The organism is Cupriavidus neocaledonicus (assembly GCF_000372525.1).
Taxonomy (GTDB): Bacteria; Pseudomonadota; Gammaproteobacteria; order Burkholderiales; family Burkholderiaceae; genus Cupriavidus; species Cupriavidus neocaledonicus.
Genome location: NZ_AQUR01000087.1, coordinates 41,271 through 65,729 on the forward strand (window position 1 = coordinate 41,271; position 24,459 = coordinate 65,729).

General features: G+C 64.9%; 24 protein-coding genes. 15 read left to right on the forward strand and 9 right to left on the reverse strand.

Annotation, left to right across the window (positions count from 1 at the left end):
- Window positions 1-7: 7 nt before the first annotated feature.
- Complete coding sequence (locus A3AG_RS0109905) at window positions 8-754, forward strand: hypothetical protein (protein ID WP_018005241.1); 747 nt, start codon at window positions 8-10, stop codon at window positions 752-754.
- Window positions 755-821: 67 nt separating this feature from the next.
- Here A3AG_RS0109905 and dapB read toward each other — a convergent pair whose 3' ends face one another.
- Entirely contained in the window at window positions 822-1,631 is an 810-nt protein-coding gene (gene dapB, locus A3AG_RS0109910; protein WP_018005242.1) for a 4-hydroxy-tetrahydrodipicolinate reductase, read from the reverse strand.
- A gap of 45 nt (window positions 1,632-1,676) precedes the next feature.
- Window positions 1,677-2,126, reverse strand: a complete 450-nt coding sequence (locus A3AG_RS0109915) for an Lrp/AsnC family transcriptional regulator (protein WP_010809873.1) — start codon at window positions 2,124-2,126, stop codon at window positions 1,677-1,679.
- A gap of 129 nt (window positions 2,127-2,255) precedes the next feature.
- Here A3AG_RS0109915 and A3AG_RS0109920 point away from each other — a divergent pair, with 129 nt between their 5' ends.
- The 3 genes from A3AG_RS0109920 to A3AG_RS0109930 all read left to right on the forward strand — a co-directional run bounded on the left by A3AG_RS0109920 (window position 2,256) and on the right by A3AG_RS0109930 (window position 5,291).
- Window positions 2,256-3,437, forward strand: a complete 1,182-nt coding sequence (locus A3AG_RS0109920) for a saccharopine dehydrogenase family protein (RefSeq protein ID WP_018005243.1) — start codon at window positions 2,256-2,258, stop codon at window positions 3,435-3,437.
- Window positions 3,434-4,951: an L-piperidine-6-carboxylate dehydrogenase gene (gene amaB, locus A3AG_RS0109925; RefSeq protein WP_018005244.1), complete on the forward strand. Its 1,518-nt coding sequence runs from the start codon at window positions 3,434-3,436 to the stop codon at window positions 4,949-4,951. The genes A3AG_RS0109920 and amaB overlap by 4 nt, the downstream gene beginning before the upstream one ends.
- A 145-nt stretch (window positions 4,952-5,096) precedes the next feature.
- Complete coding sequence (locus A3AG_RS0109930) at window positions 5,097-5,291, forward strand: hypothetical protein (RefSeq protein ID WP_018005245.1); 195 nt, start codon at window positions 5,097-5,099, stop codon at window positions 5,289-5,291.
- A 77-nt stretch (window positions 5,292-5,368) separates the two neighbouring features.
- On the opposite strand, the gene A3AG_RS0109935 is transcribed toward A3AG_RS0109930, so the two are convergent.
- The 6 genes from A3AG_RS0109935 to hemA all read right to left on the reverse strand — a co-directional run bounded on the left by A3AG_RS0109935 (window position 5,369) and on the right by hemA (window position 10,488).
- Window positions 5,369-5,992: a UbiX family flavin prenyltransferase gene (locus A3AG_RS0109935; protein ID WP_018005246.1), complete on the reverse strand. Its 624-nt coding sequence runs from the start codon at window positions 5,990-5,992 to the stop codon at window positions 5,369-5,371.
- A gap of 8 nt (window positions 5,993-6,000) precedes the next feature.
- Window positions 6,001-6,312, reverse strand: a complete 312-nt coding sequence (grxD, locus tag A3AG_RS0109940) for a Grx4 family monothiol glutaredoxin (protein ID WP_012354019.1) — start codon at window positions 6,310-6,312, stop codon at window positions 6,001-6,003.
- 121 nt (window positions 6,313-6,433) lie between these two features.
- The gene (gene prmC, locus A3AG_RS0109945; protein ID WP_026164082.1) at window positions 6,434-7,324 is read right to left on the reverse strand and encodes a peptide chain release factor N(5)-glutamine methyltransferase; all 891 of its coding nucleotides are present in this window, start codon (window positions 7,322-7,324) and stop codon (window positions 6,434-6,436) included.
- A 155-nt stretch (window positions 7,325-7,479) separates the two neighbouring features.
- Window positions 7,480-7,809 carry a hypothetical protein gene (locus A3AG_RS0109950; protein ID WP_018005248.1) on the reverse strand — a complete coding sequence of 110 codons (330 nt, stop codon included), beginning with the start codon at window positions 7,807-7,809 and terminating at the stop codon, window positions 7,480-7,482.
- A 191-nt stretch (window positions 7,810-8,000) separates the two neighbouring features.
- Complete coding sequence (gene prfA / locus A3AG_RS0109955) at window positions 8,001-9,083, reverse strand: peptide chain release factor 1 (RefSeq protein ID WP_018005249.1); 1,083 nt, start codon at window positions 9,081-9,083, stop codon at window positions 8,001-8,003.
- Window positions 9,084-9,183: 100 nt separating this feature from the next.
- The gene (hemA, locus tag A3AG_RS0109960) at window positions 9,184-10,488 is read right to left on the reverse strand and encodes a glutamyl-tRNA reductase (RefSeq protein WP_018005250.1); all 1,305 of its coding nucleotides are present in this window, start codon (window positions 10,486-10,488) and stop codon (window positions 9,184-9,186) included.
- Between the two features lie 167 nt (window positions 10,489-10,655).
- Here hemA and A3AG_RS0109965 point away from each other — a divergent pair, with 167 nt between their 5' ends.
- Window positions 10,656-10,901: a hypothetical protein gene (locus A3AG_RS0109965; RefSeq protein WP_018005251.1), complete on the forward strand. Its 246-nt coding sequence runs from the start codon at window positions 10,656-10,658 to the stop codon at window positions 10,899-10,901.
- A gap of 72 nt (window positions 10,902-10,973) precedes the next feature.
- Here the strand turns inward: A3AG_RS0109965 and A3AG_RS0109970 are convergent, their stop codons facing one another.
- The gene (locus A3AG_RS0109970; RefSeq protein WP_018005252.1) at window positions 10,974-11,741 is read right to left on the reverse strand and encodes a 5'-methylthioadenosine/adenosylhomocysteine nucleosidase; all 768 of its coding nucleotides are present in this window, start codon (window positions 11,739-11,741) and stop codon (window positions 10,974-10,976) included.
- Window positions 11,742-11,897: 156 nt separating this feature from the next.
- On the opposite strand from A3AG_RS0109970, the gene A3AG_RS0109975 reads away from it, so the two are divergent.
- The 10 genes from A3AG_RS0109975 (at window position 11,898) to A3AG_RS0110010 (ending at window position 24,443) form a co-directional block, all read left to right on the forward strand.
- Complete coding sequence (locus A3AG_RS0109975) at window positions 11,898-12,944, forward strand: DUF2157 domain-containing protein (protein WP_018005253.1); 1,047 nt, start codon at window positions 11,898-11,900, stop codon at window positions 12,942-12,944.
- Entirely contained in the window at window positions 12,941-14,056 is a 1,116-nt protein-coding gene (locus tag A3AG_RS0109980; protein ID WP_018005254.1) for a DUF4401 domain-containing protein, read from the forward strand. Before A3AG_RS0109975 ends, A3AG_RS0109980 begins: the two co-directional genes overlap by 4 nt.
- Complete coding sequence (locus A3AG_RS0109985; RefSeq protein WP_018005255.1) at window positions 14,053-14,550, forward strand: GDYXXLXY domain-containing protein; 498 nt, start codon at window positions 14,053-14,055, stop codon at window positions 14,548-14,550. The genes A3AG_RS0109980 and A3AG_RS0109985 overlap by 4 nt, the downstream gene beginning before the upstream one ends.
- Before the next feature lie 426 nt (window positions 14,551-14,976).
- A complete protein-coding gene (locus A3AG_RS34535; protein WP_240619820.1) occupies window positions 14,977-15,174 on the forward strand; it encodes a hypothetical protein in 198 nt (65 codons plus the stop codon).
- Window positions 15,175-15,206: 32 nt separating this feature from the next.
- Window positions 15,207-15,812, forward strand: a complete 606-nt coding sequence (locus A3AG_RS0109990) for an SLATT domain-containing protein (RefSeq protein ID WP_018005256.1) — start codon at window positions 15,207-15,209, stop codon at window positions 15,810-15,812.
- A gap of 10 nt (window positions 15,813-15,822) precedes the next feature.
- Complete coding sequence (locus A3AG_RS34210; protein WP_081610708.1) at window positions 15,823-17,127, forward strand: SMODS domain-containing nucleotidyltransferase; 1,305 nt, start codon at window positions 15,823-15,825, stop codon at window positions 17,125-17,127.
- 302 nt (window positions 17,128-17,429) lie between these two features.
- On the forward strand, window positions 17,430-18,983 hold the full coding sequence (locus A3AG_RS0109995; RefSeq protein ID WP_018005257.1) for a class I SAM-dependent DNA methyltransferase: 1,554 nt from the start codon (window positions 17,430-17,432) through the stop codon (window positions 18,981-18,983).
- A 292-nt stretch (window positions 18,984-19,275) separates the two neighbouring features.
- Window positions 19,276-20,286, forward strand: coding sequence for a restriction endonuclease subunit S (locus A3AG_RS31550; RefSeq protein ID WP_240619819.1), 1,011 nt, complete (start codon window positions 19,276-19,278; stop codon window positions 20,284-20,286).
- A gap of 8 nt (window positions 20,287-20,294) precedes the next feature.
- Window positions 20,295-23,381, forward strand: coding sequence for a type I restriction endonuclease subunit R (locus tag A3AG_RS0110005; RefSeq protein WP_018005259.1), 3,087 nt, complete (start codon window positions 20,295-20,297; stop codon window positions 23,379-23,381).
- 96 nt (window positions 23,382-23,477) lie between these two features.
- Entirely contained in the window at window positions 23,478-24,443 is a 966-nt protein-coding gene (locus tag A3AG_RS0110010) for an ATP-binding protein (protein WP_204321153.1), read from the forward strand.
- The last annotated feature ends 16 nt before the right edge of the window (window positions 24,444-24,459 follow it).

Below are 24,459 nucleotides of genomic sequence, written 5' to 3' on the forward strand. Positions count from 1 at the left end.
GTCCGTTTTGAAATTCCCCGTTGCCGGGCTGGCGCTTGCCGGCCTGCTGGGCGCCGCCGGCGCCAATGCCGCCGCTGCCGCACCCGCCGCCGCTGCCGCCGCTGCCGCCACTCCCGCCTCCGCAGCGGCCGCCAAGCCCTCGGCCCAGGCTGAAAACAGCGCGTTGTCGCCGCTGCTGGGCATGCTGGAAATCGGCAACCCGCTGCCGGCGCTGCCCGACTGCGCCGACAAGCGCTCGCCCGACGGCCGCGATGTCACCGGCTACTGCGTCGAACTGAAGGGCGATGGCCTGATGCGCCAGGTTGGCGTGCCGCGCGCGCAGCGCCCGGCGTTCATGGATGGCCCCTATGTGGTGGCCTTTGTCGACCGCAATGCGCTGGTCGGACTGGTGGTGCCGACCGCCGGCGCCAATTCGCAGCAGGCCGCTGCCGACAGCGTCAGCGCGCTGTATGGCAAGCCTTTCCGCCAGGAGCAGGTCGACATGCCCGACAAGGGTGGCAAGACCGTCAGGACGCTGCATGCCGGCTGGATGCGCAAGCCGCTGACGGTTGAGCTGTACGCGATGCCGGAAGACCCCCACACCGGCACCATCGAGATGCTGCTGCCGCAGGCGCGCACGCTGATGGCGGACAAGGACGCCGAGGTCGACAAGCAGCTCAATCCGGCCTCGGCGCCGGCGGCCAAGGGCAAGGCCGCCGCGGCCAAGCCCGCGCCGAAGGCGCCCGCCAGGCCGGAAAAGCCCGGCAGCTGGTAACGGGCACAGGCAGGCGGGCACAGGCAGGCGGCCAGGCGACGCTCCGCCCGCCTGCGCCGCCGCAGCCTCACAGTCCTTCCATCACCTGGTCCAGCCCGCGCACCACGCCGCGCACGGTGTGGACCTTGCGGATCGCCAGCAGCGCGCCGGCAACATAGGGCTTGGAGCCATCGCCGGCTTCGTGCTTCAGGTGCAGGCGCTGGCCGTCGGCGCCGAAGATTACCTCCACGCCCAGCTGGTAGCCGGGCAGCCGCACCGCATGCACCTGCGTGCCGGACAGGGTGGCGCCGCGGGTTTCCCTGGGCCCGTTGACCTGGTCGACCGGCACCGCCTGCGCGGCGGCCTTGACCTGGCCGAGCCGGAAGGCAAGTTCGCGCACCGTGCCGGAAGGCACGTCGATCTTGCCGGCCTTGGCATAGTCGATGATCTCCCAGTGTTCCAGGTGGCGCGCCGCCATCTCGGCAAACTTCTGCAGCAGCACCACGGTGATGGCGAAATTGCCGCACGCGAGCACGCCACGGTCGGCCTGGCGCGCGGCCGCGTCGATCTCGGCATAGTCGTCGTCGCTCAGCCCCGAGGTGCCGACCACCACGTGCGCGCCGTGCGCCAGCGCCTGCAGGATGTTGTGCTTGGCGATGCCGGGCCTGGTGTATTCGACGTAGACATCGTAGGGCGTCTGTCCCAGCGCTTCGATGCTGGCGGCGGCCACGCCGGGGGTATCGGCATGGCCGGTCAGTTGCGCCAGGGTCTGGCCGGCGGCGCCGCGCGACAGGCCCGCCACCAGGGTCATGTCGGCCGCATGGGCCACGCCGCGCGCAAGTTCGCCGCCGGCCCAGCCGGTCACGCCGCCCACGGCGACACGGATCGGGTGATTCATGTTCTGTTGCTCCGCAAAGGCTGATGGGTCTGGCAGCATACCGCGTCAGCCGGCGGCGCGCCGGCGGTCGAGCTTGCGCGCCAGCACGATCGAGGTGGTGGTGTGGTTGACGCCGTCGAGCATGCCGATCTCGTCGAGCAGCCGGTCGAGCCGGTCATGCGTGTCGCAGCGGATCGCCACCAGGTAGTCGACCGGGCCGCTGACGGAATTGACCTCTTCGATCTCGGGCAGCCGCTGCAGCGCGCGCAGGATCGCGGGCGCGGCCTTGGGCTGCACCGACAGGCCGCAATAGGCCAGGATCGCGTTGTCTTCCATGCGCTGGCCAAGGCGCACGCCGTAGCCGGCGATCACGCCGCTGCGCTCCAGGCGCGCGATGCGCGCCACCACCGTGGTGCGCGCGATCCCCAGGTGCCGCGCCAGGTTGGCGGCGCTTTCGCGCGCGTTGGCCTGCAGCAGCGACAGCAGATGGCGGTCGGTGGTATCGAGTTCGGTCATTGCGTCGGGATGCCTCGTCGTTTCGTTCGATTATGGCGGTTTTTCGTCGTTCTTGTGCCTTCATTGTGGCGGCCGGGCTAGCCATACTCCAGTCAACGGCATCCTTTTCTTCTTGTGGACGGAGACCCCATGCAAGCCTCGAACCTGGGCCGGCAGGCCCCGCGCGACCTGCCCAAGGCGGCCCGCCCGCTGCACGTGACAGTGCTGGGCGCCGGCAAGATCGGCCGCACCATCGCGGCCATGCTGCATGACAGCGGCGATTACCGCGTCAGCGTGGTCGACCATGACGGGCGCCGCCTCGATGGCCTGCCGCGCGGCGTGCTGGCGCGCGCCGGCGATCCCACCGAGCCCGGCACCTGCGCCGCGCTGCTGGCCGGCGCCGACGCCGTGCTCAATGCGCTGCCGTTCCATGCCGCGCTCAGCGTGGCCTCGGTGGCGGCGCGCCTGGGCGTGCATTACTTCGACCTGACCGAGGACGTGGCCGCCACCCAGGCCATCCGCCAGCTGGCGCAGGGCGCGCGCTCGGTGCTGATGCCGCAGTGCGGGCTGGCGCCGGGTTTTATCGGCGTGGTCGGGCACGACCTCGCACAGCGCTTCCTGCGCGGCGGCGGCGAGCTGCTGGACCTGCAGATGCGGGTGGGGGCGCTGCCGCGCTACCCGAGCAACGCGCTCAAGTACAACCTGACCTGGAGCACCGAGGGACTGATCAACGAGTACTGCAACCCGTGCGAGGCCATCGTCGACGGCCGGCGCGTGGAACTGACCGCGCTGGAAGGGCTGGAGAGCTTTGCGCTGGACGGCATCGAATATGAGGCCTTTAATACATCGGGCGGGCTCGGCACGCTGCCCGAGACGCTGGCCGGGCGCGCGCGCCATGTCGACTACAAGTCGATCCGCTATCCCGGCCACTGTGCGCTGATGAAGCTGCTGCTCAACGACCTGCGCCTGCGCGAACGCCGCGACTGGCTGCGCGATATCTTCGACCGCGCCATCCCGGTGACCGAGCAGGACGTGGTGATCGTGTTCGCCACCGCCACCGGCTACCCGGCCGGCGGCGAACGCGGGCGCGGGCCGCTGACGCAGGCTTCGTTCTCGGCGCGCATCGGCGGCGTCGACGGTGACGGCGGCCATGTCAATGCGATCCAGCTGACCACTGCCGCGGGCATCTGCACCGCGCTCGACATGGTGGCCACCGGCGCACTGCCGCAGGCCGGCTTCGTGCGGCAGGAGTCGATGCCGCTCGCTGCCTTCCTGGCCAACCGCTTCGGCCGCCGCTACACGCAGCATCCGCTCCAGGAGAGCCTCGTATGAAAGCGCAAGAGTTTGCCGCCTGCTGGGATTCGCTGGGCCTGCCGCGGCCGTGGCGCGAGGGCACGCCGGCCAGCGCCGTGACGGTGCGCTCGCCGGTCGACGGCGAGGCCATCGGCCACCTGCCGGCCTGCACGCCGGCGCAGGCCGACGCGCTGATCGCGCGCGCCCACGCGGCGCAGAGCACCTGGGCGCTGCTGCCGGCGCCGGCGCGCGGCGAGATCGTGCGGCGCTTCGGCGAGGTGCTGCGCGAACACAAGGCGGCGCTGGGACGGCTGGTGTCGCTCGAGGCCGGCAAGATCCTGCAGGAAGGGCTGGGCGAGGTGCAGGAGATGATCGACATCTGCGACTTCGCGGTCGGCCTGTCGCGCCAGCTGCACGGGCTGACCATCGCCTCCGAGCGCCCGCAGCACGCGATGCGCGAGACCTGGCATCCGTACGGGCTGTGCGGCGTGATTTCGGCGTTCAACTTCCCGGTGGCGGTGTGGGCGTGGAACGCGGCGCTGGCGCTGGTGTGCGGCAACGGCGTGATCTGGAAACCGTCGGAGAAGGTGTCTCTGTGCGCGCTGGCCGCGCATGGCCTGCTGGAACGCGTGCTGGCCGCGGCGGCGCCGCAGCACAGCGGCATCTCGGCGGTGCTGCCGGGCGGGCGCACCCTGGGCACCCACCTGGTCGGGCACCCTGCGGTGCGGCTGGTCAGCGCCACCGGCTCGACCCGCATGGGCCGCGAGGTCGGCATCGCCTGCGCCGGCCACTTCAAGCGCTGCATCCTCGAGCTGGGCGGCAACAACGCCGCCATCGTCGCGCCCTCGGCCGATATCGAGCTGGCGGTGCGCGCCATCACCTTTGCCGCGGCCGGCACCGCGGGGCAGCGCTGCACCACGCTGCGCCGCTGCTTTATCCATGCCGACCTGATGGACACCATGGCGAGCCGGCTGATCACCGTGTTCGACCGGCTGCCGGTCGGGGATCCGCTGGCAGACGGCACGCTGGTCGGCCCGCTGATCGACAGCGCCGCCGGCGACGCCATGGCCAACGCGCTGGCGGCATGCCGGGCGCAGGGCAATATCGTGACCGGCGGCGAGCGCCTGCTGGCCGACCGCTATCCGCATGCGTACTACGTGCGGCCCGCGCTGGTGCTGACCGACGCGCAGCATGACACCATGCTGACCGAAACCTTTGCGCCGATCCTGTACCTGATGCCGTACACCTCGCTGGACGAGGCCATCGCGCTGAACAATGCCGCCGCGCACGGGCTATCGTCGTGCATCTTCACCGAATCGATGCGCGAGGCCGAGCGCTTCCTGTCGTCGGCGGGCAGCGACTGCGGCATCGCCAACGTCAATATCGGCACCAGCGGCGCCGAAATCGGCGGCGCCTTCGGCGGCGAGAAGGCGACCGGCGGCGGACGCGAGTCGGGTTCGGATGCGTGGAAGGGCTATATGCGCCGCGCCACCAACACCATCAACTACGGCGATTCCTTGCCGCTGGCACAGGGTATCCGCTTCGAAATCTGACGGCATCCTCGGGACGGTGGCATGGCGCGTAGGGAACGGTAACAAGCGTTACACGGCTTTGACGCCGTATTACGTGTTATGCCCGTATAACGTCAGCAAGGCAGGCACATGCCCGTTGTGCGACCCCAAGGATGAAATGATGAGAATGCTGACGATTGGACTGGCTGCCGCTGCGGCATCGGTGACCCTGCTGGGCGGCTGCGCCGTCTATCCCACGCCGGTCGGCCCGGCGGTCGGTCCGGCGCCGGTGTACGTGGCGCCCGCGCCGGTGGTGGTGGCGCCGCGTCCTTACTACTACGGCGGCTATGGCTACTATGGCCGCGGCTATCGCCGCTGGTAACCGGGCCGGTAATCGTTGCCGGTAACGTTGCCGGTAACCGTTGCCGGTAACCGTTGCCGGTAACCGGGGCGTCCAACTCAGTTCCCGGCCGCGTCGCCGGCGCGGGTGTTGAGCCCGCCCCAGCTGGGCGCGAGGGTCTGGCCGATGTGCGGCAGGTCCACCAGGTCGAGCACGCGCCCGACCGTATGGTCGACCAGTTCGGCAATGCTCTGCGGCTTCTGGTAGAAGCCCGGCACCGGCGGGAACACGATCCCGCCCATTTCCGTCACTGCCGTCATGTTGCGCAGATGCGCAAGATTCAGCGGCGTTTCCCGCACCATCAGCACCAGCTTGCGGCGCTCCTTGAGCGTGACGTCGGCGGCGCGCGTGATCAGGTTGTCCGAGAAACCATGCGCGATCGCCGCCAGCGTGCGCATCGAGCACGGCGCCACCACCATGGCCTGCGCGCGGAACGAGCCGCTGGCGATGGTGGCGCCGATGTCGCGCACGTTGTGCACCACATCGGCCAGCGCTTCGACCTCGGCGCGGCCGATGTCCAGCTCGTGCTGAAGGTTCATCACGCCGGCCGGCGAGATCAGCAGGTGGGTCTCCACCGCAGGCGCCGCGCGCAGCACCTGCAGCAGGCGCACGCCGTAGATCGCCCCGGTGGCGCCGGTGATGGCGACGATCAGCCGTTGCGGTGTGCCGCCAGCCCCGGACATGGCGCAGCTCAGCCCTTCAGCAGGGTTTGCAGTTCGCCGTTCTGGTACATCTCCATCATGATGTCCGAGCCGCCGATGAACTCGCCGTTCACGTAGAGCTGCGGAATGGTCGGCCAGTTGGCGTATTCCTTGATGCCCTGGCGGATGCCTTCGTCGTCCAGCACGTTGACCGTGGTCGGCGCATCGACGCCGCAGGCCTTCAGGATCTGGATGGCGCGGCCCGAGAAGCCGCACATCGGGAATTGCGCGGTGCCCTTCATGAACAGGACTACGGGGTTGCCCTTGACGATCTGGTCGATCTGTTGCTGCACGTCGCTCATGGTTTGCTTTTCAGTGGGGCGAGGCCGTGTCGCGGGCGCCGCCTGGGGAGGAAGGGATACCGTGCGGCCGGGCCGCACGGCGGGAATCTGACGCCGATTTTACCGGAATCGCCGCCGCGCTTCAGGGCGCCGCGGCCGTGCCGGCGGGCTGCGCGCCCGGCCAGCGTCCGCCGGTGCAGCGCTCCAGCCCGGCCAGGTCGCGCGCGGTGAAGACCTCGTCGAAGCCACCGGCTTGCAGCAGCTGGCGCGTGGCCGCCGCCTGGTCATAGCCGTGTTCCATCAGCAGCCAGCCGCCCGGCAGCAGCCGCGCGCCGGCGCCGCCGACAATGGCGCGCAGGTCGGAGAGGCCGTCGTCGTGGTCGGTCAGCGCGTCGATCGGCTCGAAGCGCAGGTCGCCTTCGGCCAGGTGCGGGTCGCCCGCGGCGATATAGGGCGGGTTGCTGACGATCAGGTGGAAGCGCAGCTCCGGCGGCAGCGCCGCGTACCAGTCCGAGACCAGGAACTCGATATGCTCGGCGCCCAGCGCCCGGGCATTGTCCTGCGCCACCATCAGCGCGCCGGGCGAGATGTCGGTGGCCCAGACGCGCGCGTCGCGGCGCTCGCGCGCCAGCGTCACGGCAAGGATGCCGGAGCCCGTGCCGAGGTCCAGCACATGGGGCTGCGGCACCGAGGCCAGCCGCGCCAGCGCGGCTTCCGCGGCAACCTCGGTATCCGGGCGCGGGATCAGCACGTCGGGCGTGACCCGGAACTTGCGGCCGAAGAACTCGCGCTCGCCGATCAGGTAGGCCATCGGCTCGCCCGCCAGGCGCCGCGCCAGCAGCGTCGCAAACGCGTCGCGCTGGGCGATGGTGAGCACGTCGGTGTCGCGGGTGATCAGCTGCGTGCGGCTCAGGCCGGTGACGTGGGTCAGCAGCATGCGCGCTTCCAGCGCAGGCAGCCCGGCCATGGCGGCCAGGGTCTGCGCCTCGCGCAGCGTGGGGGTAGCCGGCAGCGCGGCAGAGTCGGTGGACATCGGGTGGGTCAAGGACGGTTCTGGTGCCGGCTACAAAAAACCCCACCGGTGCGGGACCTGGCGGGGCTTTGGGGCGGTGCTCTGGTGAAACTTCCGGCTTCGTGCCAGTGTACCGCTCATCGGCGGCGGCGGGCGCAATGCCCCCGCCGGGACGATTACTTATTGACGGCGTCCTTGGCCTTGTCGGCGCCGGCGTTGACGGCATCCTTGGCGGCCTGCTTGGCATGCTCCATGGCGTTGCCGGCGTCTTCCTTGGCCTTCTCCGCGGCGGCGGAAGCGTTGGAGGCGGCGTCGCTGGCGGCAGCCTTGGCGGCATCTGCGGCGTTGCTGGCGGCAGCGGCGGCATCGCTTGCGGCGGCCTTGGCGGATTCCGCGGCGCTCTGCATCGCGCTCTCGGCGTTCGAGGCGGCGGGCGGCGCTTCTTCCTTCTTGCTGCAAGCGGCCATGGCCGCGGTGATCATCAACAGCGCGAGCAGTTTTTTCATGATTTCGTCCTAGCTATGTTCTCGGGAGTGACTACCCGGCACCATTCTCCGTTTGCCGGTCGAAATCGATTATAGACAGCGACTTTACCCCTGCCAGTGCTGTTTCAAGCATTTACAACAAATACAAAGCAATCGGTGAATTTACGCGGTGTTCGTCGCCGTAGCTTCATGCAAGGGCTGTAAAGTGCCGCTCAGGCGTCTTCGCCCAAGGCGGCCAGCTGGTCCGCCTGGTGCTCGGCGGACAGCGCCGACAGCAACTCGTCCAGGTCGCCGTCCATGATCATGTCGATCTTGTACAGCGTCAGGTTGATGCGGTGATCGGTCACGCGGCCCTGCGGGAAGTTGTAGGTGCGGATGCGGTCGCTGCGGTCGCCCGAGCCGATCAGGTTGCGCCGGGTGCTGGCCTCGCGCGCCTGCGCCGCGCGCGCCTGCATGTCCTTGATGCGGGCGGCGAGCACCTTCATCGCCTTGTCCTTGTTGCGGTGCTGGCTGCGGTCATCCTGGCATTCGACCACGATGCCGGTGGGCAGGTGGGTCAGGCGTACCGCGGAATCGGTCTTGTTGACGTGCTGGCCGCCCGCGCCCGAGGCGCGAAAGGTGTCGATGCGCAGGTCGGCCGGATTGATCTCGACCTCGCCGACCTCGTCGGCCTCGGGCATCACGGCCACCGTGCAGGCGGAGGTATGGATGCGGCCCTGCGCCTCGGTGGCGGGCACGCGCTGCACGCGGTGGCCGCCCGATTCGAACTTCAGCCGGGAAAACGCGGCATCGCCGGCGATCCGGATGATCACTTCCTTGTAGCCGCCGAGGTCCGATTCCGATTCGCTCATCACCTCGACCTGCCAGCGCTGCCGTTCGGCATAGCGCGTGTACATCCGCAGCAGATCGGCGGCGAACAGCGCGCTTTCCTCGCCGCCGGTGCCGGCGCGGATTTCCAGCAGCAGGTTGCGGTCGTCGTTAGGATCCCGGGGCAGCAGCAGGCGCTGCAGGCTGGCCTGCAGCGCTTCCAGCCGGTCGCGCGCGGCGGCGATCTCGTCCGCGGCGAAGTCCTTCATCTCGGGGTCGTCGAGCAGCGCCTGCGCGGTGGCCAGGTCATCCTGGGCCTGCCGGTACTGGCCGTATTGCTCGGCCACGGGCGACAGCTCGGCATGCTCGCGGCTGAGCTTGCGGTACTGGTCGATATTGGCGGTCGCGTCTTCGCGCGCGAGCAGGGCGTTGACTTCGTCGAGTCGCTCGGCCAGTTGGTCGAGCTTGGCAAGCATGCTGGCTTTCATCGGGGCGGACAGGGAATGGGGTGGGCCGGGCCGCGCGCACAAAGACGGGGGGCGGCAGCGAGGGCGTGCCGGGCGCGGCGCGCCGGCAAGGCGAGCGGGGCTAGCGCTCGGAATGGCTGCTGTGGCGGAACAGGCCCGGCACCAGGCGCAGCAGCGCCTCGCGGTCCTCGCCCTGGGTGTGGTTGAGCGCGTGCGTGGGGCCGTGCAGGAACTTGCGCGTGAGCGCGCCGGAGAGCGCCTCGAGCACGGCCTGCGGATCGTCGCCGCGCGCCAGCATGCGGCGCGCGCGTTCCAGTTCGGCCTGGCGGATGGCTTCGCCGCTGCTCTGCAGTTCCCGGATGACCGGCACCACGCTGCGGGTTTCCAGCCAGTGCATGAAGTTCTGCACGCGGCTTTCGATGATGGCTTCGGCCTGCGCCACCGCGGCCTGGCGCAGGGCGTTGCCTTCGCGCACGACCGCGCCGAGGTCGTCGACGGTATAGAGGAAGACGTCGTCCAGGCGCGCGACTTCGGGCTCGACGTCGCGCGGCACGGCCAGGTCGACCATCATGATGGGGCGGTGCTTGCGTCGCTTGACCGCGCGCTCCACCGCGCCCAGGCCGATGATCGGCAGCGAGCTGGCGGTGCACGACACCACGATGTCGAATTCATGCAGGCGCTCGCCCAGGTCCGACAGGCGGATCGCGTTGGCGGTCAGGCCCTGGCCGCTGAGCTGCTCGGCCAGCTTTTCGCCGCGCTTGACGGTGCGGTTCGCCACCACCATCTGGCGCGGCTGCTGCGCGGCAAAGTGGGTGGCGCACAGTTCGATCATCTCGCCCGCGCCGATAAACAGCACGCGCTGGGTCGAGACGCTTTCAAAGATCCGCTGCGCCAGTCGCACCGCGGCAGCGGCCATCGACACCGAATGCGCGCCGATCTCGGTCTGGCCGCGCACTTCCTTGGCCACCGCGAAGGTGCGCTGGAACAGCTGGTTCAGGTAAGTGCCCAGCGAGCCGGCTTCGCCGGCGGTGCGCACGGCGTCCTTGAGCTGGCCCAGAATCTGGGTCTCGCCCAGCACCATAGAATCGAGCCCGCTGGCCACGCGGAAGGCGTGGCGCACGGCTTCGGACTGCGGCAGTGCGTACAGGTGCGGCGCCAGTTCGGTGGCCGGCACGTTGTGATGCTGCGACAGCCAGCGCAGGGTGTGCTCGAAGCCGTCCGTGCCCGGCGTCAGCACGTCGGTGGCGCAGTATATTTCGGTGCGGTTGCAGGTGGACAGGATGGCGGCTTCGGTGCCGCTGCGCGCCGACAGGTGGGAGCGCAGGGCCCCCAGCGCCGGCTTGATCTGCTCGAGCGGAAACGCCACCCGCTCGCGCAGCGAGACGGGTGCCGTAGTGTGATTGATGCCGATCGCGAGCAGTTGCATTGTTGGGGACTGGTGTGGTCCGAAGCGCGGCCGGACCCGGGTGCCATTATACCGCCGGGACCGATCATTGCAGTCGCCCGCCGCGGCGGGTGGCAGGGCCGCCGGATTGCAGTATCGTTACGCCGCGGCCGGTCGCGGCTGTGATGCGGACAACACAGGAGAAGCGGATGCTGGGCACCTTGATCGTGGGTTTGCTGGTCGGACTGGCGGCACGCCGGCTGCACCCGGCAGGGCGCGTGGTGACCCTGCCGGCCGCGCTGGTGCTGGGCGCGGCGGGCGCAGCGGCGGCCTTCTACAGCGGCCGCGCGCTGCATTGGTTTGTCGACGGGCAGCTCAGCAGCTGGCTCGCGGTGATCGCCGGGTCGGCGCTGCTGGTCGGGTTCTGGGGCACGGTGCGGCCGCGCGGACGGTAAATACTGAACCGACTTTCCGGTCAGGAATCTGCGCGCGGCTTGATCCTGGTCAGTCGGCCGCGTGGCCAGGCGTCAGGCCCTCGCCGCCAGCAGGCGGCGCAGTACCCCGCTGGAATAGTGGCTGGCCACGTCGGTCAGGAATGCCGAAAAATCCACATGGGCGGTGTCGTCGGCACGGTCCGAGATGGTCCGCATCACCGCATAAGGCACGCCATACTCATGGCAGACCTGCGCTACCGCGGCGCCTTCCATCTCGACCGCCAGCAGGCCGGGCAGCCGCTCACGCAATTCCGCCACCGCGGCGGGCGAGCCGATGAACTGGTCGCCGCTGGCGATCATGCCCTGGTGCAGCGTGGGCGCCGCGACGCCGAACCTCTCGCGCACCGCGCGCGGTACGTCAACGGCGAGGTCGTGGCGCAGGAAGTCAGCGGCGGCGGCATGCAGCTCGGCCGTCAGCGCCGCATCGGCGGGGAATTCCGCGCGCTCGAGCAGCGGCACTTCATGGCGGCCGAAGAACGGGCGTGCGTCCAGGTCATGCTGCAGGGTGCGGTCGGCGATGACGATGTCGCCCACCTGCGTGGCGGCGCCGATGCCGCCGGCCAGGCCGGTAAAGACGATTTGCGAGGCCCCCAGCTCGCGGATCAGCGTGACCGTGGTGGCCGACGCCGCCACCTTGCCCATGCGCGCCAGCACCAGCACGCACGGCTGCCCGTACAAATGGCCGGTGTAGTAGTCGCGCATGCCGATGGTGCGTACCGTGGCGCGGCTGTCGTCATGGCGCATGGCGGCGACGAGGCCGTCGACTTCATCATGGATGGCGGCAAGGATTCCGAGGGTCATGGGGCGTGGGGCAGCTTGGGACAAGGGCCACAGCATACCGGCCCGCGCAGGCCCGGCCTAGATGGAGCGCGACCGCACGCCCCCCTCCCACGCAACAGGTGCGGCCCACGTATCACTTTGCTAAAGTCGCCGTCATTCCAGCACGCAAGGGCGAGCATGCAAGCAACCCGCATCGGAACAAATGGCCCGGACCGCGAAGCCGTTGGCGAGCGCCGTGCCATCCGCCAGGCACTGGCCCACTGGCGCGCGCTGGGCCGCCTGGCGCCGCCGGCAGTCGCGGCGCCGTGGGCGCGCACCGAACCGGTCGCCGGTGACTGGCGCCGCTGGCTCGACACCGCGCTGATGGCGCTGGGCACCGCGCTGCTGTGCGCCGGGGTGATCGTGTTCTTTGCCTTCAACTGGCAGGACCTGCACAAATTTTCCAGGTTCGGCCTGCTCGCCGGCGCGCTCACGCTGCTGGCCGGCTTTGCCTGGCTGCGGCCGGCGGGAGATGCCGCCGGCCGGGCCGCGCTGGGCGGCGCGCAGATGGTGGCGGGCGTGCTGCTGGCGGTGATCGGCCAGACCTACCAGACCGGTGCCGATGCCTGGCAGCTGTTTGCGCTGTGGGCACTGCTGGCGTTGCCGTGGGCGCTGGCGGCGCGCGCGGCGCCGCACTGGTGGCTGGTGATCGTGGTTGGCAACCTGGCGCTGTTGCGGTACTTCAGCCTGCGCTTCGGCGTTGACGGCGTGTTCTCGCTGCTGTTCGATTCGCGCCACGTGCGCACGGCCACGCTGGCGTTGCTGGGCGCGGTGGCGCTGCAGCTGGTGCTGTGGCAGCTGCTGTGCGCAAAGGCGCCGGTGCTCGGCTTCCGCGGGCTGACCGGCGCCCGCATGCTGTCGGCGCTGGCGTGCCTGCATGCCGGCTCGCTCGGGCTGGCCAGCGTGCTGCGCAGCGACTTCGACGGCGCCGCGTTCGCGCTGGCGGTGCTGGCGCTGGCCGCGCTGGTCTGGTGGTTCCGCTGGCATGCCTTCGACATCGTGGTGCTGAGCCTGGCCTGCCTGACCGGCATCGTGCTGGCCGTGGCGGCGATCGCCAAGGTGCTGTTCGAGGGCAAGGACGATTTCGGCGCGTTCCTGTTGCTCGGCCTGCTGACCATCGGCCTGGCCGCCGCCGCGGCCGCGTGGCTGATGCGGGCCTGGCGCAGCCAGCTGGAGCAGGCATGAGCAACGTCCTGCAGACCGAGCAACGGCTCTGGCAACAACTCGCCGCACGCGGCGAGGTACAGGGCGAGCCCCCCGCGCATCTTCATACGCCCTGGGCCGTGCGCTGCCTGATGGGCGCGGCGGGCTGGCTGGGCGCCTTGTTCTTCCAGTTCTTCCTGGTCGGCACCGTCTTCGTTGCCGCGCGCGAGAACGGCGTGGCGATGGCCGTCACCGGGCTGGCCATGATCGCGCTGGCCGCGCTGCTGTACTGGCGCGGCGGCGGCATCGCCGCGGGGCAGTTCGCGCTGGCGGTGAGCCTGAGCGGTCAGGGCATGGCGGTGTTCGGCCTGACCGAGGCGCTCGGCTTCACGCGCGTGGCCGAGAGCGCAGCCTTCTGGGCCGCACTGGCGCTGTTCGAAGCCGCGCTGGCGTGGCTGGTGCCCAACCGGCTGCACCGGCTGCTGTGCGGGCTGGGCGCGTGGATCGGCCTGGCCGGCGCGGTGCACCTGCTCATGGCTGGCAGCAAGCCGGAGGACTGGCTGTTGCTGACGTGGTCGCTCGGCTGGCTGGTGCCGCTCGGCGCCGCCCTGGCGGCGGGGTTCACGCTGGCCGAGGCGCGCCTGTGCGCGGACGGCCGCCATGCGCTGCTGGAACCGCTGGCCGACGCGACACTGCTGTTCACGCTGGCGGCGGCGCTGGTCGTCACCGGCATGAGCCATCCGCTGGCGTGGCTGGAGGGCCCGGAGGCGACGCGCATCCCGCTGGCGCACTGGGCCGCGGGCGGATTGACCACGCTGATGCTGGCCGGCTTCGCGCTGGCCGAATGCCGCCGGCTGGCGCTGGGCCAGGCCATGCAAGGCGCCGTGCTGGGCGGACTGGTGGCGTTCGGCGCGCTGATGGCGGCCGCGCCCGCGGTGGTGGCCGGCGTGCTTGCGCTGGGGCTGGCGCTGCGGCGGGCGTCGATGCCGTGGCTGGGACTGGGTGTCACCAGCATCGCCATCGGCTTTATCTGGTACTACTCGGCCCTGCACTGGACCCTGCTGGCCAAGTCCGCCACGCTTGCCGCGGCCGGCGTGCTGCTGCTGGCCGGGCGCCACTGGCTGCTGCGCCGCGCGCAGATGGAGGCCGCATGAAACGCTGGATCCTGATCGCCTGGGCGCTGACGCTGGCGCTGGCCGCCGCCGGCATCGTGGGCAAGGAGCGCCTGCTGGCGCGCGGCGATACCGTCTTGCTCAGGCTCGCGCCGGTCGATCCGCGCTCGCTGATGCAGGGCGACTACATGGCGCTGAACTTCGACATCGGCAACCAGATCCGCGCCGCCCGGGCGCACGATGCCCAGGTGCCGCGCGACGGCGTCGCCGTGATCCGCCGCGATGAACAGGGCGTGGCCAGCTTCGTGCGCGTGCACGGCGCCGAGCGGCTGGCGCCGGGCGAGCAACTGCTGCGCTACCAGACCGCGCGTTCGCGCTGGGGCGGCATGCAGGTGCAGGTGTCGACCGACGCGTATTTCTTCCAGGAGGGGCAGGGCAAGCGCTTTGCCGAGGCCGCGTATGGCGAGTTCCGCGTGGGCGCGGACGGACAGGCGCTGCTGGTCGGGTTGCGCGGCAAGGGGATGGAGAAGCTGTGAGGCGGGCGCGATAGGTGCCGCGCCGGTGAAAAAAAAGCCCGCATCGCTGCGGGCTTTTTTCCTGGGGTCTGGCGAGTCAGACGTTGAGCAGCCACCCCAGAGTACAACACTATTGACATTCGCTCTAACCCACTGTTTTTACGAAGAAATCTTCCTGCGCCAAGATGTCCATAGTTCGGGGTGCACCAGGGAAAATCCCTACCTGCTGCGCCACCTAGGCCGGCTGGGAAGTCCCAAGCAACTGTGAACTGCTCGATGCCGCGTCCTGCGACGTGGAGCCGCCGCGCATGACTCTAATGTAGCTGGATTGACGATACGTCGACGGTTTACAGCCAGCTTTCATTGTGCTAATTTCATCACATTGTAAAGACAATGTATTGACAATTATCGATGCAGGAACGTAAGAGCGAAGCCGTAAATTTACGAATGTCACCGCGCACGAAAGATTTACTGCGCCGCGCAGCGGAGTCAGAACACCGCACGCTGTCCAATATGCTCGAAGTACTTATCCTCGAGTATTGCGAGCGGCATCGCATACAGGCTTCCGACTGCAAGACGGTCAAGGGGAAGCTCTCAAGCCAGCCCCGCTCTAACGGAGAGCAGCGAGCGCTTTCTCACCGTTAGAAACGAAGCATAGACGACGAAGATGGAACTAGATGAATAAAGATGTCTTGCTCAAATCGATTGCAGAAACCGCCTACAACGTTGGGTACGGAGCAAAAGTAAATTTCGCGACCTTGGATATTATCGAAAAACTGCCTGGGTTTTTGTCCTTTGTTGGCCTGGTGGTTGGCATCTACGCACTATTTGTTCCCGAGCTAACTTCGAACCAAGTTGGCGCTGCGATGGTCCTCCTGGGTATCGCCGGCCTATATCTCGGAATGTATCAACCGGACAGGGACCGTTATGAGGCCGCCGGCAAGGCGCTCACGGCACAGTTTTACGAGCTCAAAAATCTGTATAACACTGCTAAATCACGGCCGGATACCGCAGATTTTACGGATTTGGTACAAGGACACAGCAGTATCCAGTCGGCGCTTGTTAATGTGTCGGTTTCTAAGCAGGTGCTTTTCAGTGATTGGTATGCGCACTACAAGTTTTTTTGGCAGCAGCAGATTGAGTGGATAGATGAGCAGAAAAGCTTCGGATTGTTTCGTGACAAGGTGCCATTGACAGCGTGGTTTGCCGCCGGTTTCGTATGTCTGCTGTTCATCTATCACTTTGCTTCCAAGCTTTCAATTTTCTCCTGCCTCGTAAAATAACAGGAATGGAATGAGTTCTACACTTTTTGAGCAGTTCCGAAAGAACCTGGCGGTTGCCAATCAAGAGGATATTTCCACTTCCTACGCTGAGATTACAAAGCGGCTCAACAAGGACTATTGGGATTCGTCCTCCGAGACTGCTAACAGCCTTCAAGTCGGTTCATACGGTCGTCAAACGGCAATTCGAAACGTTAGCGACCTAGATATGATTTTTGAGCTGCCGCAGAAGGTTTTTGACAGGGTGTCGGAGGTCCAGAATAACGGCCCTTCCCAATTGTTGCAGGAAATCAGACAGTCTATCAAGGCGCGCTATCCGAACACTAAAGTAAACGGTGACGGCCAAGTGGTGGTGGTTTCCTTTGGGAAGTACGTAGTTGAAGTCCTGCCAGCGTTCCTGCAGATGGACGGGAGCTACCGATATGGAGACAGCAATAACGGTGGCTCTTGGAATAACTACTGTTTGCCCCGAAAGGAAATTTCTGCGGTAAATGAAGTTAATAAGCGGTGCAATCGCAACCTCAAGCGCGTAGCTAAAATGGTTCGCGCCTGGAAGAACGTGCACGGAGCTGCCATGAGTGGCATGCTAATTGACACGCTGGTGTACAATTTTTTTAGGGATAATACCGATTACGACCAGAAATCTTATGGCAGCTATCCTGAGCTTGTCCGAGATATTTTTTCTTTTCTGGCAAATCGACCTGAGCAGCAGTATTGGCTCGCGCCGGGCAGCAACTCCCGTGTAGCTACCAAAGGAAAGTTTCAGCGGAAAGCAAAGAAAGCTGCGGCAAAGGCACAGGAGGCGTTGGATGCCGATAATGAGAAAACTAAGCAGCGCCTTTGGAGGGAGATTTTTGGTCCGTTGTTCCCGTCTGTGCAGACGGGCACATTGTCGAAAGCTTTTGAATCGTATGCTGAGGCGAGTAACACGGAACAATATATTGAGGATGAAAATCCTGTTGATATTCAGTATGAGTTGGAAATTGGGTACGATGTAGCTTATGCGGGGAAGCATGAAGCCAGAATTAAGTTCATGGAGAAAACGTTCCCCTGGTTGAAGTTGGGAAGAAATCTCGAGTTTTTCGTGGTTGATTGTAATGTTCCCGAGCCATATGAGATGCTGTGGAAGGTTCGAAACGTAGGGCTATTGGCCGAGAAAAAGAATCAGATTCGAGGCGAGCTGATGCGGGATGCGGGGCGGCGGCGATTGACTGAACGAACCTCCTTTGGTGGGCATCATTTCGTGGAATGCTATGTGCTAAAGGATAATGTTTGTGTTGCGAGAGACCGCATCGAAGTACCAATTGAACTTTCGTGAGCTCTCGGATTATCGAGGGAGTTCGTATAGGTAAATTGTGTGTGCGTAACGCTGCGAGCCTGTAATGCCCGGCCTCAAAGTATTCGGTTCGGCCCACGGGGGAGCCGTCACGCTTCGAGAGCTAAGCTGAAATAGTGGTCCTACCACCGCTGCAGAGTCCGGACCCGGAGGAACGCTGTCCTTGCACCCGTCAGCCTCTCGGCTTGTCATTCAAGCTAAAATTGTCCATTACCTCTTGCGGACAAGACGCCGAGCGTTATGTCCAGACAAAGGAGCCAACGTGAATGGACAACCGATAGCTGATGCTTGACGACATCAAAAAAACCCTCTGGGCCACGGCCGACAAGCTGCGGGCTAACGTGGACGCCGCCGAGTACAAGCACATCGTGCTTGGCCTCATTTTCCTCAAGTACATCTCCGACACTTTCACTGCTCGGCGCGCCGAGCTGACCCGGCGCTTTGCCGACGAGCAGGACGAATACTTTCTGCACGACTGCGACGAGGAGATGTTGGCCGAGGAGCTGGAGGACCGCGACTATTACCGTGAGGTCAACGTCTTCTGGGTGCCAGAGACCGCGCGCTGGGAGAGTCTCCGCAGTGCTGCCAAGCAGACTGACATCGGCAAGCGCATCGACGAAGCGCTGGCGGAAATCGAAGCGCAGAACTCCAAGCTCAAGGGTATTCTGGACAAGCGCTACGCCCGGGCTCAGTTGCCTGATGGCAAGCTGGGCGAGCTGGTTGACCTGATTTCCACCATCGGCTTCGGCGAGGACGCCGGCCAGGCGCGGGACGTGCTTGGGCAGGTGTACGAGTATTTCCTCGGTCAGTTCGCCAGCGCCGAAGGCAAGAAGGGGGGGCAGTTCTACACTCCGGCCTCCATCGTCAAGACGCTGGTCGCGGTGCTGGCGCCGCACCACGGGAAGGTGTACGACCCGTGCTGTGGCTCGGGCGGCATGTTCGTGCAGTCGGAAAAATTCATCGAAGCCCACGGCGGCAAGCTTGGAGACGTGTCCATCTATGGGCAGGAATCCAATCCCACCACCTGGCGGCTGGCGGCGATGAACCTCGCTATCCGGGGCATCGACTACAACCTTGGGCGCGAGCCGGCGGATACGTTCGTGCGCAATCAGCACTCGGACCTGCGCGCTGACTTCGTGCTGGCCAACCCGCCGTTCAACGTCAGCGACTGGTGGCACGGTAGCCTGGAAGGCGACCCGCGGTGGGTGTACGGCACGCCGCCGCAGGGCAATGCCAACTACGCCTGGCTCCAGCACATGCTGTATCACCTGAAGCCAAACGGCCGCGCCGGCATCGTGCTCGCCAACGGCTCGATGAGCTCCAGCCAGAACTCCGAGGGCGACATCCGCCGCGCCATGGTCGACGCCGACGCGGTCGAAGTGATGGTGGCGCTCCCAGGCCAGTTGTTCTTCAACACGCAGATTCCGGCCTGCCTGTGGTTCCTCGCCAAGCAGAAGGCCACGCGCCAAGGTGAAGTGCTCTTCATCGACGCGCGCAAGCTCGGCAGCATGATTAGCCGAGTGCAGGCCGAACTGACCGACGAGACCATCGAGCGCATCGCCAATACCGTCGCCATGTGGCGCGGCGAGGAAGGCGGCGGCGAATACGCCGACATCCCCGGCTACTGCCGCAGCGTCAAGCTCGCCGAGATTGCTGAGCACGGCCACGTGCTGACGCCGGGGCGTTACGTCGGCGCCGAGGAAGTCGAGAACGACGACGAAGCTTTTGCCGACAAGATGCAGAGGCTCACTGAGAAGCTCGGCGAACAGATGGCCAAGGGCGCGGAACTGGACCAGTTGATTCGGCAGAAGCTGGGGGGGCTGGGGTATGAGTTCTGACTCCACTAAGACCGTTCGTGACTTTGTATCACTTGTTCGAGGGACAACATACAAAGGGGACCTAGTTGGCAAACCTGGACCCGCGCTACTTGGATTAGGGTCAATTCAACCGGGTGGAGGGTTTCGGGAGGAGGACTTTAAGACGTACGGCGGTGATTGTCCTTCCAAGTTGATGCTGGCCCCCGGCGACTTGTTTGCATCGCTCAAAGGGGCGACTAAGGACGGGAAGATGATTGGTTCAGTCGCTCGAGTTCCGGAATCAGTTCCGTCCGGTCGACTGACCCAAGACACCGTGAAGCTCCAATTCCTCCAGCCGAACAAAGAGATAGAAAACTATCTTTACTGGGTGCTTCGCTCCCCCCAGTACCGTGAGTATTGCGCCGGCCGCGCAATGGGAAGTGCGGTCGTAGCAATGAGCAGAGAGGACTTCCTTTCGTATGAAGTCCCTCCCTTCACGTCTTTTCGCTCGAACACGGTCGATTTGCTTGAAGAGATTGAGAAAAGGGAGCGCCTCCTGCGCGAAACCAATGCCACGCTGGAAGCCATCGCCCAGGCCCTGTTCAAGTCTTGGTTTGTTAATTTCGACCCCGTTCGCGCCAAACAGGAAGAACGCGCGCCTGAAGGCATGGATGAAACCACAGCCGCGCTGTTTCCGGACGGATTCGAGGAGTCACAGCTGGGCTTGGTGCCGAAGGGGTGGCGGGTGCTGTCGCTTGGTGAGGTAGTGGACACTGTTGGCGGCGCGACGCCCGATACTAAAGAACCTGACTTTTGGGACCCTGCGGAGTTTTGCTGGACGACGCCGAAAGACCTTTCTGGAATGCAAGCGCCTGTGCTGCTGAGCACAGAGCGAAAGCTATCGGCCAAAGGGTTGGCAAAAATCAGTTCGGGATTGTTGCCGACAGGCACATTGCTGATGTCGTCCCGCGCTCCGATTGGCTATTTGGCTATCGCACAAACACGGCTTGCCATCAATCAGGGGTACATCGCCATGCCACCAGGCAGTACTTTGCCACCGTTGTACATGCTCTTCTGGTGCAGGCAGAACATGGAGGGCATAAAGGCGAGGGCCAATGGTTCTACCTTTATGGAGATAAGCAAGAAGGCGTTTCGTCCAATCCCCATACTCGTGCCGCCCGGGTCTGTCATTCAAGCTTTTACCGACGTTGTCGCAGCTCTTTTTGACCAAATTGTTGAAAACGAAAAACAGGCCCAAACGTTAGCTGAACTGCGAGATGCTCTGCTCCCCCGCCTGATTTCTGGCCAACTGCGTCTGCCTGAAGTCGAAGCGCTCGTCGCCTGAGGACGACCATGACCGAAGACCAACTCGAGCAGGAATCGCTGGGCTGGCTGGCCGATGTCGGCTATCACTGCCTTTTCGGCCCCGACCTCGCCCCAGAGGGGACCAACCCGGAGCGGGCTGATTACAGGCAGGTGCTGTTGCTCGAGCGGCTGCGCGGCGCGATTTCTCGCCTCAACCCTGCAATACCGCTCCAGGCGCGCGAGGATGCCTTGCGTCAGGTGCAGGACCTGGGCATTCCGGCGCTCTTGTCGGCCAACCGGCGTTTCCACCAATTGCTGGTGGGCGGCGTGCCGGTGGCGTACCAGAAGGATGGCGAGACGCGCGGCGATTTCGTGCGGCTCGTCGACTGGGCGAACCCAGCTGCCAATGAATGGGTCACGGTCAATCAATTTGCCATCAAGGGGGCGCATCACACTCGTCGTCCCGACGTGATGCTTTTCGTCAATGGCCTGCCGCTGGTGCTGCTGGAGCTGAAGAACCCGGCTGACCAGAACGCAGACATCTGGAAGGCGTACGACCAGATTCAGACCTACAAGGCGCAGATTCCGGATGTCTTCCAGTACAACGAAATCCTTGTGATTTCCGACGGCTCGCAGGCGCGCATGGGCTCGCTTTCAGCCAACGCAGAGCGCTTCATGCAGTGGCGCACCATCGACGGCGTCACGCTCGACCCGCTGGGTCAGTTCAACGAGCTGGAGACGCTGGTGCGCGGCGTGCTGGCACCGGCCTACCTGCTGGACTATCTGCGCTTCTTCATACTGTTCGAGGACGACGGCACGCTGGTCAAGAAGATTGCGGGCTACCACCAGTTCCACGCGGTCCGAGCCGCCATCCAGCAGGTGGTGGCGGCATCGCGCCCCGGCGCGAACCACAAGGGTGGTGTGGTCTGGCACACGCAGGGCAGTGGAAAGAGCATCACCATGACCTGCTTCGCCGCACGCGTGATGCAGGAAGCGGCGATGGAGAACCCAACCATCGTTGTCATCACCGACCGCAACGACCTCGACGGCCAGTTGTTCGGGGTGTTTTCGCTGGCACAGGACCTGTTGCGCGAACAGCCGGTTCAGGCCGGGACCCGACAGGATTTGCGCGCCAAGCTCGCCAACCGGCCATCCGGCGGCATCGTGTTCGCCACCATCCAGAAGTTCATGCCCGGTGAAGATGAGGACACCTTCCCCGTGCTCTCGGACCGGCACAACATCGTGGTCATCGCCGATGAGGCGCATCGCACCCAGTACGGCTTTGAAGCGCAACTGAAAGGCAAGCCGGGTCAGGAGAAGTATCAGGTGGGCTACGCGCAGCACCTGCGCGATGCGCTGCCCAATGCCACCTTTGTGGCGTTTACTGGCACACCGGTTTCGAGCGAGGACCGTGATACGCGCGCGGTCTTCGGCGAGTACATCCACGTCTACGACATGCAGCAGGCCAAGGAGGATGGTGCCACGGTTGCCATCTACTTCGAGTCGCGCCTAGCCAAGCTGTCGCTCAAGGCCGAGGACCTGCCGCATATCGATGCGGAAGTAGACGAACTGGCCGAGGACGAAGAGGAAAGCCAGCAGGCCAAACTCAAGAGCCGCTGGGCTGCGCTGGAAAAGGTCGTCGGCGCCGAACCGCGCGTGGCCGCCGTGGCTGCAGACCTGGTGGCGCACTTCGAGGAGCGCAACAAGGCCCAGAACGGCAAGGCTATGGTGGTGGCGATGAGCCGCGAGATTTGCGTCCACCTTTACGACGAAATCATCAAGCTTCGCCCGGAGTGGCACGACCCGGACCCGGAGAAAGGCGCCCTCAAAATCGTCATGACTGGCTCGGCCAGTGACAAGGCGCTGCTGCGGCCCCATATCTACAGCGGCCAGGTCAAGAAGCGGTTGGAGAAGCGTTTCAAGGACCCGGCCGACCCGCTGCGCATGGTCATCGTGCGCGACATGTGGCTCACCGGCTTCGATGCACCCTGCGTGCACACCTTGTACGTCGATAAGCCCATGAAGGGCCACAACCTGATGCAGGCGATTGCGCGAGTGAACCGCGTTTTCAAGGACAAGCAGGGCGGGCTGGTTGTCGACTACATTGGCATCGCCAACGAGCTGAAGAACGCGCTGAGGGAGTACACGGCGAGCCACGGGCGTGGACGGCCCACCGTCGACGCGGCCGAAGCGTACGCCGTGCTGGAAGAGAAGCTCGACATCCTGCGTGGCATGCTCCACGGCTACAACTACAGCGGCTTCCTGACCGGTGGCCACAAGTGCCTCGCGGGGGCGGCCAACCATGTATTGGGCCTGGAAGATGGCAAGAAGCGCTTTGCCGATACGGCGCTCGCCATGAGCAAGGCCTTTACGCTGTGCTGTACGCTCGATGAAGCCAAGGCCGTGCGCGAGGAAGTGGCCTTCATGCAGGCCGTGAAGGTCATCCTCACCAAGCGCGAGCTGAGCGACAAGAAAAAGACCAACGAGGAACGCGAACTCGCCATCCGGCAAATCATCAGTTCGGCCGTGGTGTCGGAAAAGGTGGTGGACGTCTTCGAGGCGGTCGGGCTCGACAAGCCCAACATCGGTATCCTGGACGAATCCTTCCTCGCCGAGGTCCGCAACTTGCCCGAGCGCAACCTCGCCGTGGAACTGCTCGAACGGCTGCTGGAGGGGGAAATCAAGAGTCGCTTCTCGGGCAACGTGGTGCAGGAGAAGAAATTCTCCGAAATGCTCGCCAACGTCGTCACGCGCTACCAGAACCGCGCGATTGAAACCGCCCAGGTCATTGAAGAGCTTATCGACATGGCCAAGAAGTTCCACGCCGCTGCTACCCGGGGCGAGGAACTGGGATTGACCGAAGACGAAATTCGCTTCTATGACGCGCTCGCCAACAACGAGTCAGCCGTCCGCGAGCTGGCCGACGAGACGCTCAAGAAGATTGCGCACGAGCTCACCGAAAGCCTGCGCCAGAACATCACGGTGGACTGGTCGGAGCGGGAGAGCGTACGTGCCAAATTGCGGCTGATGGTCAAGCGCATCCTTCGCAAATACAAATACCCACCGGACCAGCAGGACGGCGCTGTGGAGTTGGTGTTGCAGCAGGCGCAGGCGTTGGGTGAGGCTTGGAGCTAGCCTGCCGCTGCGGTGGCGCTGTGAGTCGACAGCCCTACCAAGCATGGACTCGAGAGAATTGTTCGAGTACTGAGAATGACGACCGTGAGATTACCCGTGACCCTGGACCGGGGTCGATTGCCACAACTGTTTGCCGAACTTGACGCTGCTCGTGACCATCCTGAGGTATCGGTCGACTTCGCGCCAATGCGGTTCTCTTTGCCAACGGGAATGCTTGCGTTGGGCTCGAAGCTGCGAGAGTGGGTGCAATACAGGAAAGAGAGGAATTTTTCGTCTAGTGCGTTGGGAATTAACAACGCTCGACAGGCTCACTCGTATCTTATGCACATGGGGTTCTTTCACTTCATTGGCTTAGAGGCGGGGAATGAAGTCGGCGAAGCTCGAGGTTCTCGCAGCTATGTGCCGATTACTCGCATATCTCGACCGGAGGTCGACGTTGGCCAGCGAGGCGTGGAGGAGTGGTATGCCGCGATTGAAGCGGAAGCGCGCAAGGTTGCCGGCGTTCTCGCCGGATTTGATGATTCGCAACCGCTCAGAGCATACTCGTACTCCATCCGAGAGGTCATTCGAAACGTATTCGAGCACTCGCAGGCAGCTGAGTGCTACATCTGTGGGCAGCGCTGGAACAACGGGCAGGTGGAGATTGCGATTCTCGATGAGGGAATCGGGATTGCAAGGACGCTCTCAGAGGCCCATGGGATTGCGTCGCATGCACAAGCGCTACAGCTCGCAATTCGACCCGGTATCTCGAGAACAAGCAACTACAGCGCGCAGCAGAATGTCTATGACAACTCCGGGTTCGGCCTGTATGTCATGAGTGAGTTGGGCGCCAACTTTGGGTGGTTTGTTTTGGGCAGCGGCGACGCACTGCTATACGGATACCAGCGTCAACGAGAGGTGAGCGCTGCATCTTTCCGCGGCACTTTCTTTGGCATGAGGTTTCTCAATACACCCGCAGACACTAGGTCGGTACTCAACGACATCATCGCAGCGGGAGAGGAAGATGCTCGCCAAGCTGGCATTCGGATGCGAGCTTCGGGACGAAGCCGAATTGTTCTGTAGTGCGGGTCTACAACGG

Coding starts and splice junctions, on each gene's coding strand:
- dapB (WP_018005242.1), bottom strand. CDS start 1,631: ATGAATCACCCGATCCGTGTCGCCGTGGGCGGCGTGACCGGCTGGGCC.
- A3AG_RS0109915 (WP_010809873.1), bottom strand. CDS start 2,126: ATGACCGAACTCGATACCACCGACCGCCATCTGCTGTCGCTGCTGCAG.
- A3AG_RS0109920 (WP_018005243.1), top strand. CDS start 2,256: ATGCAAGCCTCGAACCTGGGCCGGCAGGCCCCGCGCGACCTGCCCAAG.
- amaB (WP_018005244.1), top strand. CDS start 3,434: ATGAAAGCGCAAGAGTTTGCCGCCTGCTGGGATTCGCTGGGCCTGCCG.
- A3AG_RS0109930 (WP_018005245.1), top strand. CDS start 5,097: ATGCTGACGATTGGACTGGCTGCCGCTGCGGCATCGGTGACCCTGCTG.
- A3AG_RS0109935 (WP_018005246.1), bottom strand. CDS start 5,992: ATGTCCGGGGCTGGCGGCACACCGCAACGGCTGATCGTCGCCATCACC.
- grxD (WP_012354019.1), bottom strand. CDS start 6,312: ATGAGCGACGTGCAGCAACAGATCGACCAGATCGTCAAGGGCAACCCC.
- prmC (WP_026164082.1), bottom strand. CDS start 7,324: ATGTCCACCGACTCTGCCGCGCTGCCGGCTACCCCCACGCTGCGCGAG.
- A3AG_RS0109950 (WP_018005248.1), bottom strand. CDS start 7,809: ATGAAAAAACTGCTCGCGCTGTTGATGATCACCGCGGCCATGGCCGCT.
- prfA (WP_018005249.1), bottom strand. CDS start 9,083: ATGAAAGCCAGCATGCTTGCCAAGCTCGACCAACTGGCCGAGCGACTC.
- hemA (WP_018005250.1), bottom strand. CDS start 10,488: ATGCAACTGCTCGCGATCGGCATCAATCACACTACGGCACCCGTCTCG.
- A3AG_RS0109965 (WP_018005251.1), top strand. CDS start 10,656: ATGCTGGGCACCTTGATCGTGGGTTTGCTGGTCGGACTGGCGGCACGC.
- A3AG_RS0109970 (WP_018005252.1), bottom strand. CDS start 11,741: ATGACCCTCGGAATCCTTGCCGCCATCCATGATGAAGTCGACGGCCTC.
- A3AG_RS0109975 (WP_018005253.1), top strand. CDS start 11,898: ATGCAAGCAACCCGCATCGGAACAAATGGCCCGGACCGCGAAGCCGTT.
- A3AG_RS0109980 (WP_018005254.1), top strand. CDS start 12,941: ATGAGCAACGTCCTGCAGACCGAGCAACGGCTCTGGCAACAACTCGCC.
- A3AG_RS0109985 (WP_018005255.1), top strand. CDS start 14,053: ATGAAACGCTGGATCCTGATCGCCTGGGCGCTGACGCTGGCGCTGGCC.
- A3AG_RS34535 (WP_240619820.1), top strand. CDS start 14,977: ATGTCACCGCGCACGAAAGATTTACTGCGCCGCGCAGCGGAGTCAGAA.
- A3AG_RS0109990 (WP_018005256.1), top strand. CDS start 15,207: ATGAATAAAGATGTCTTGCTCAAATCGATTGCAGAAACCGCCTACAAC.
- A3AG_RS34210 (WP_081610708.1), top strand. CDS start 15,823: ATGAGTTCTACACTTTTTGAGCAGTTCCGAAAGAACCTGGCGGTTGCC.
- A3AG_RS0109995 (WP_018005257.1), top strand. CDS start 17,430: ATGCTTGACGACATCAAAAAAACCCTCTGGGCCACGGCCGACAAGCTG.
- A3AG_RS0110005 (WP_018005259.1), top strand. CDS start 20,295: ATGACCGAAGACCAACTCGAGCAGGAATCGCTGGGCTGGCTGGCCGAT.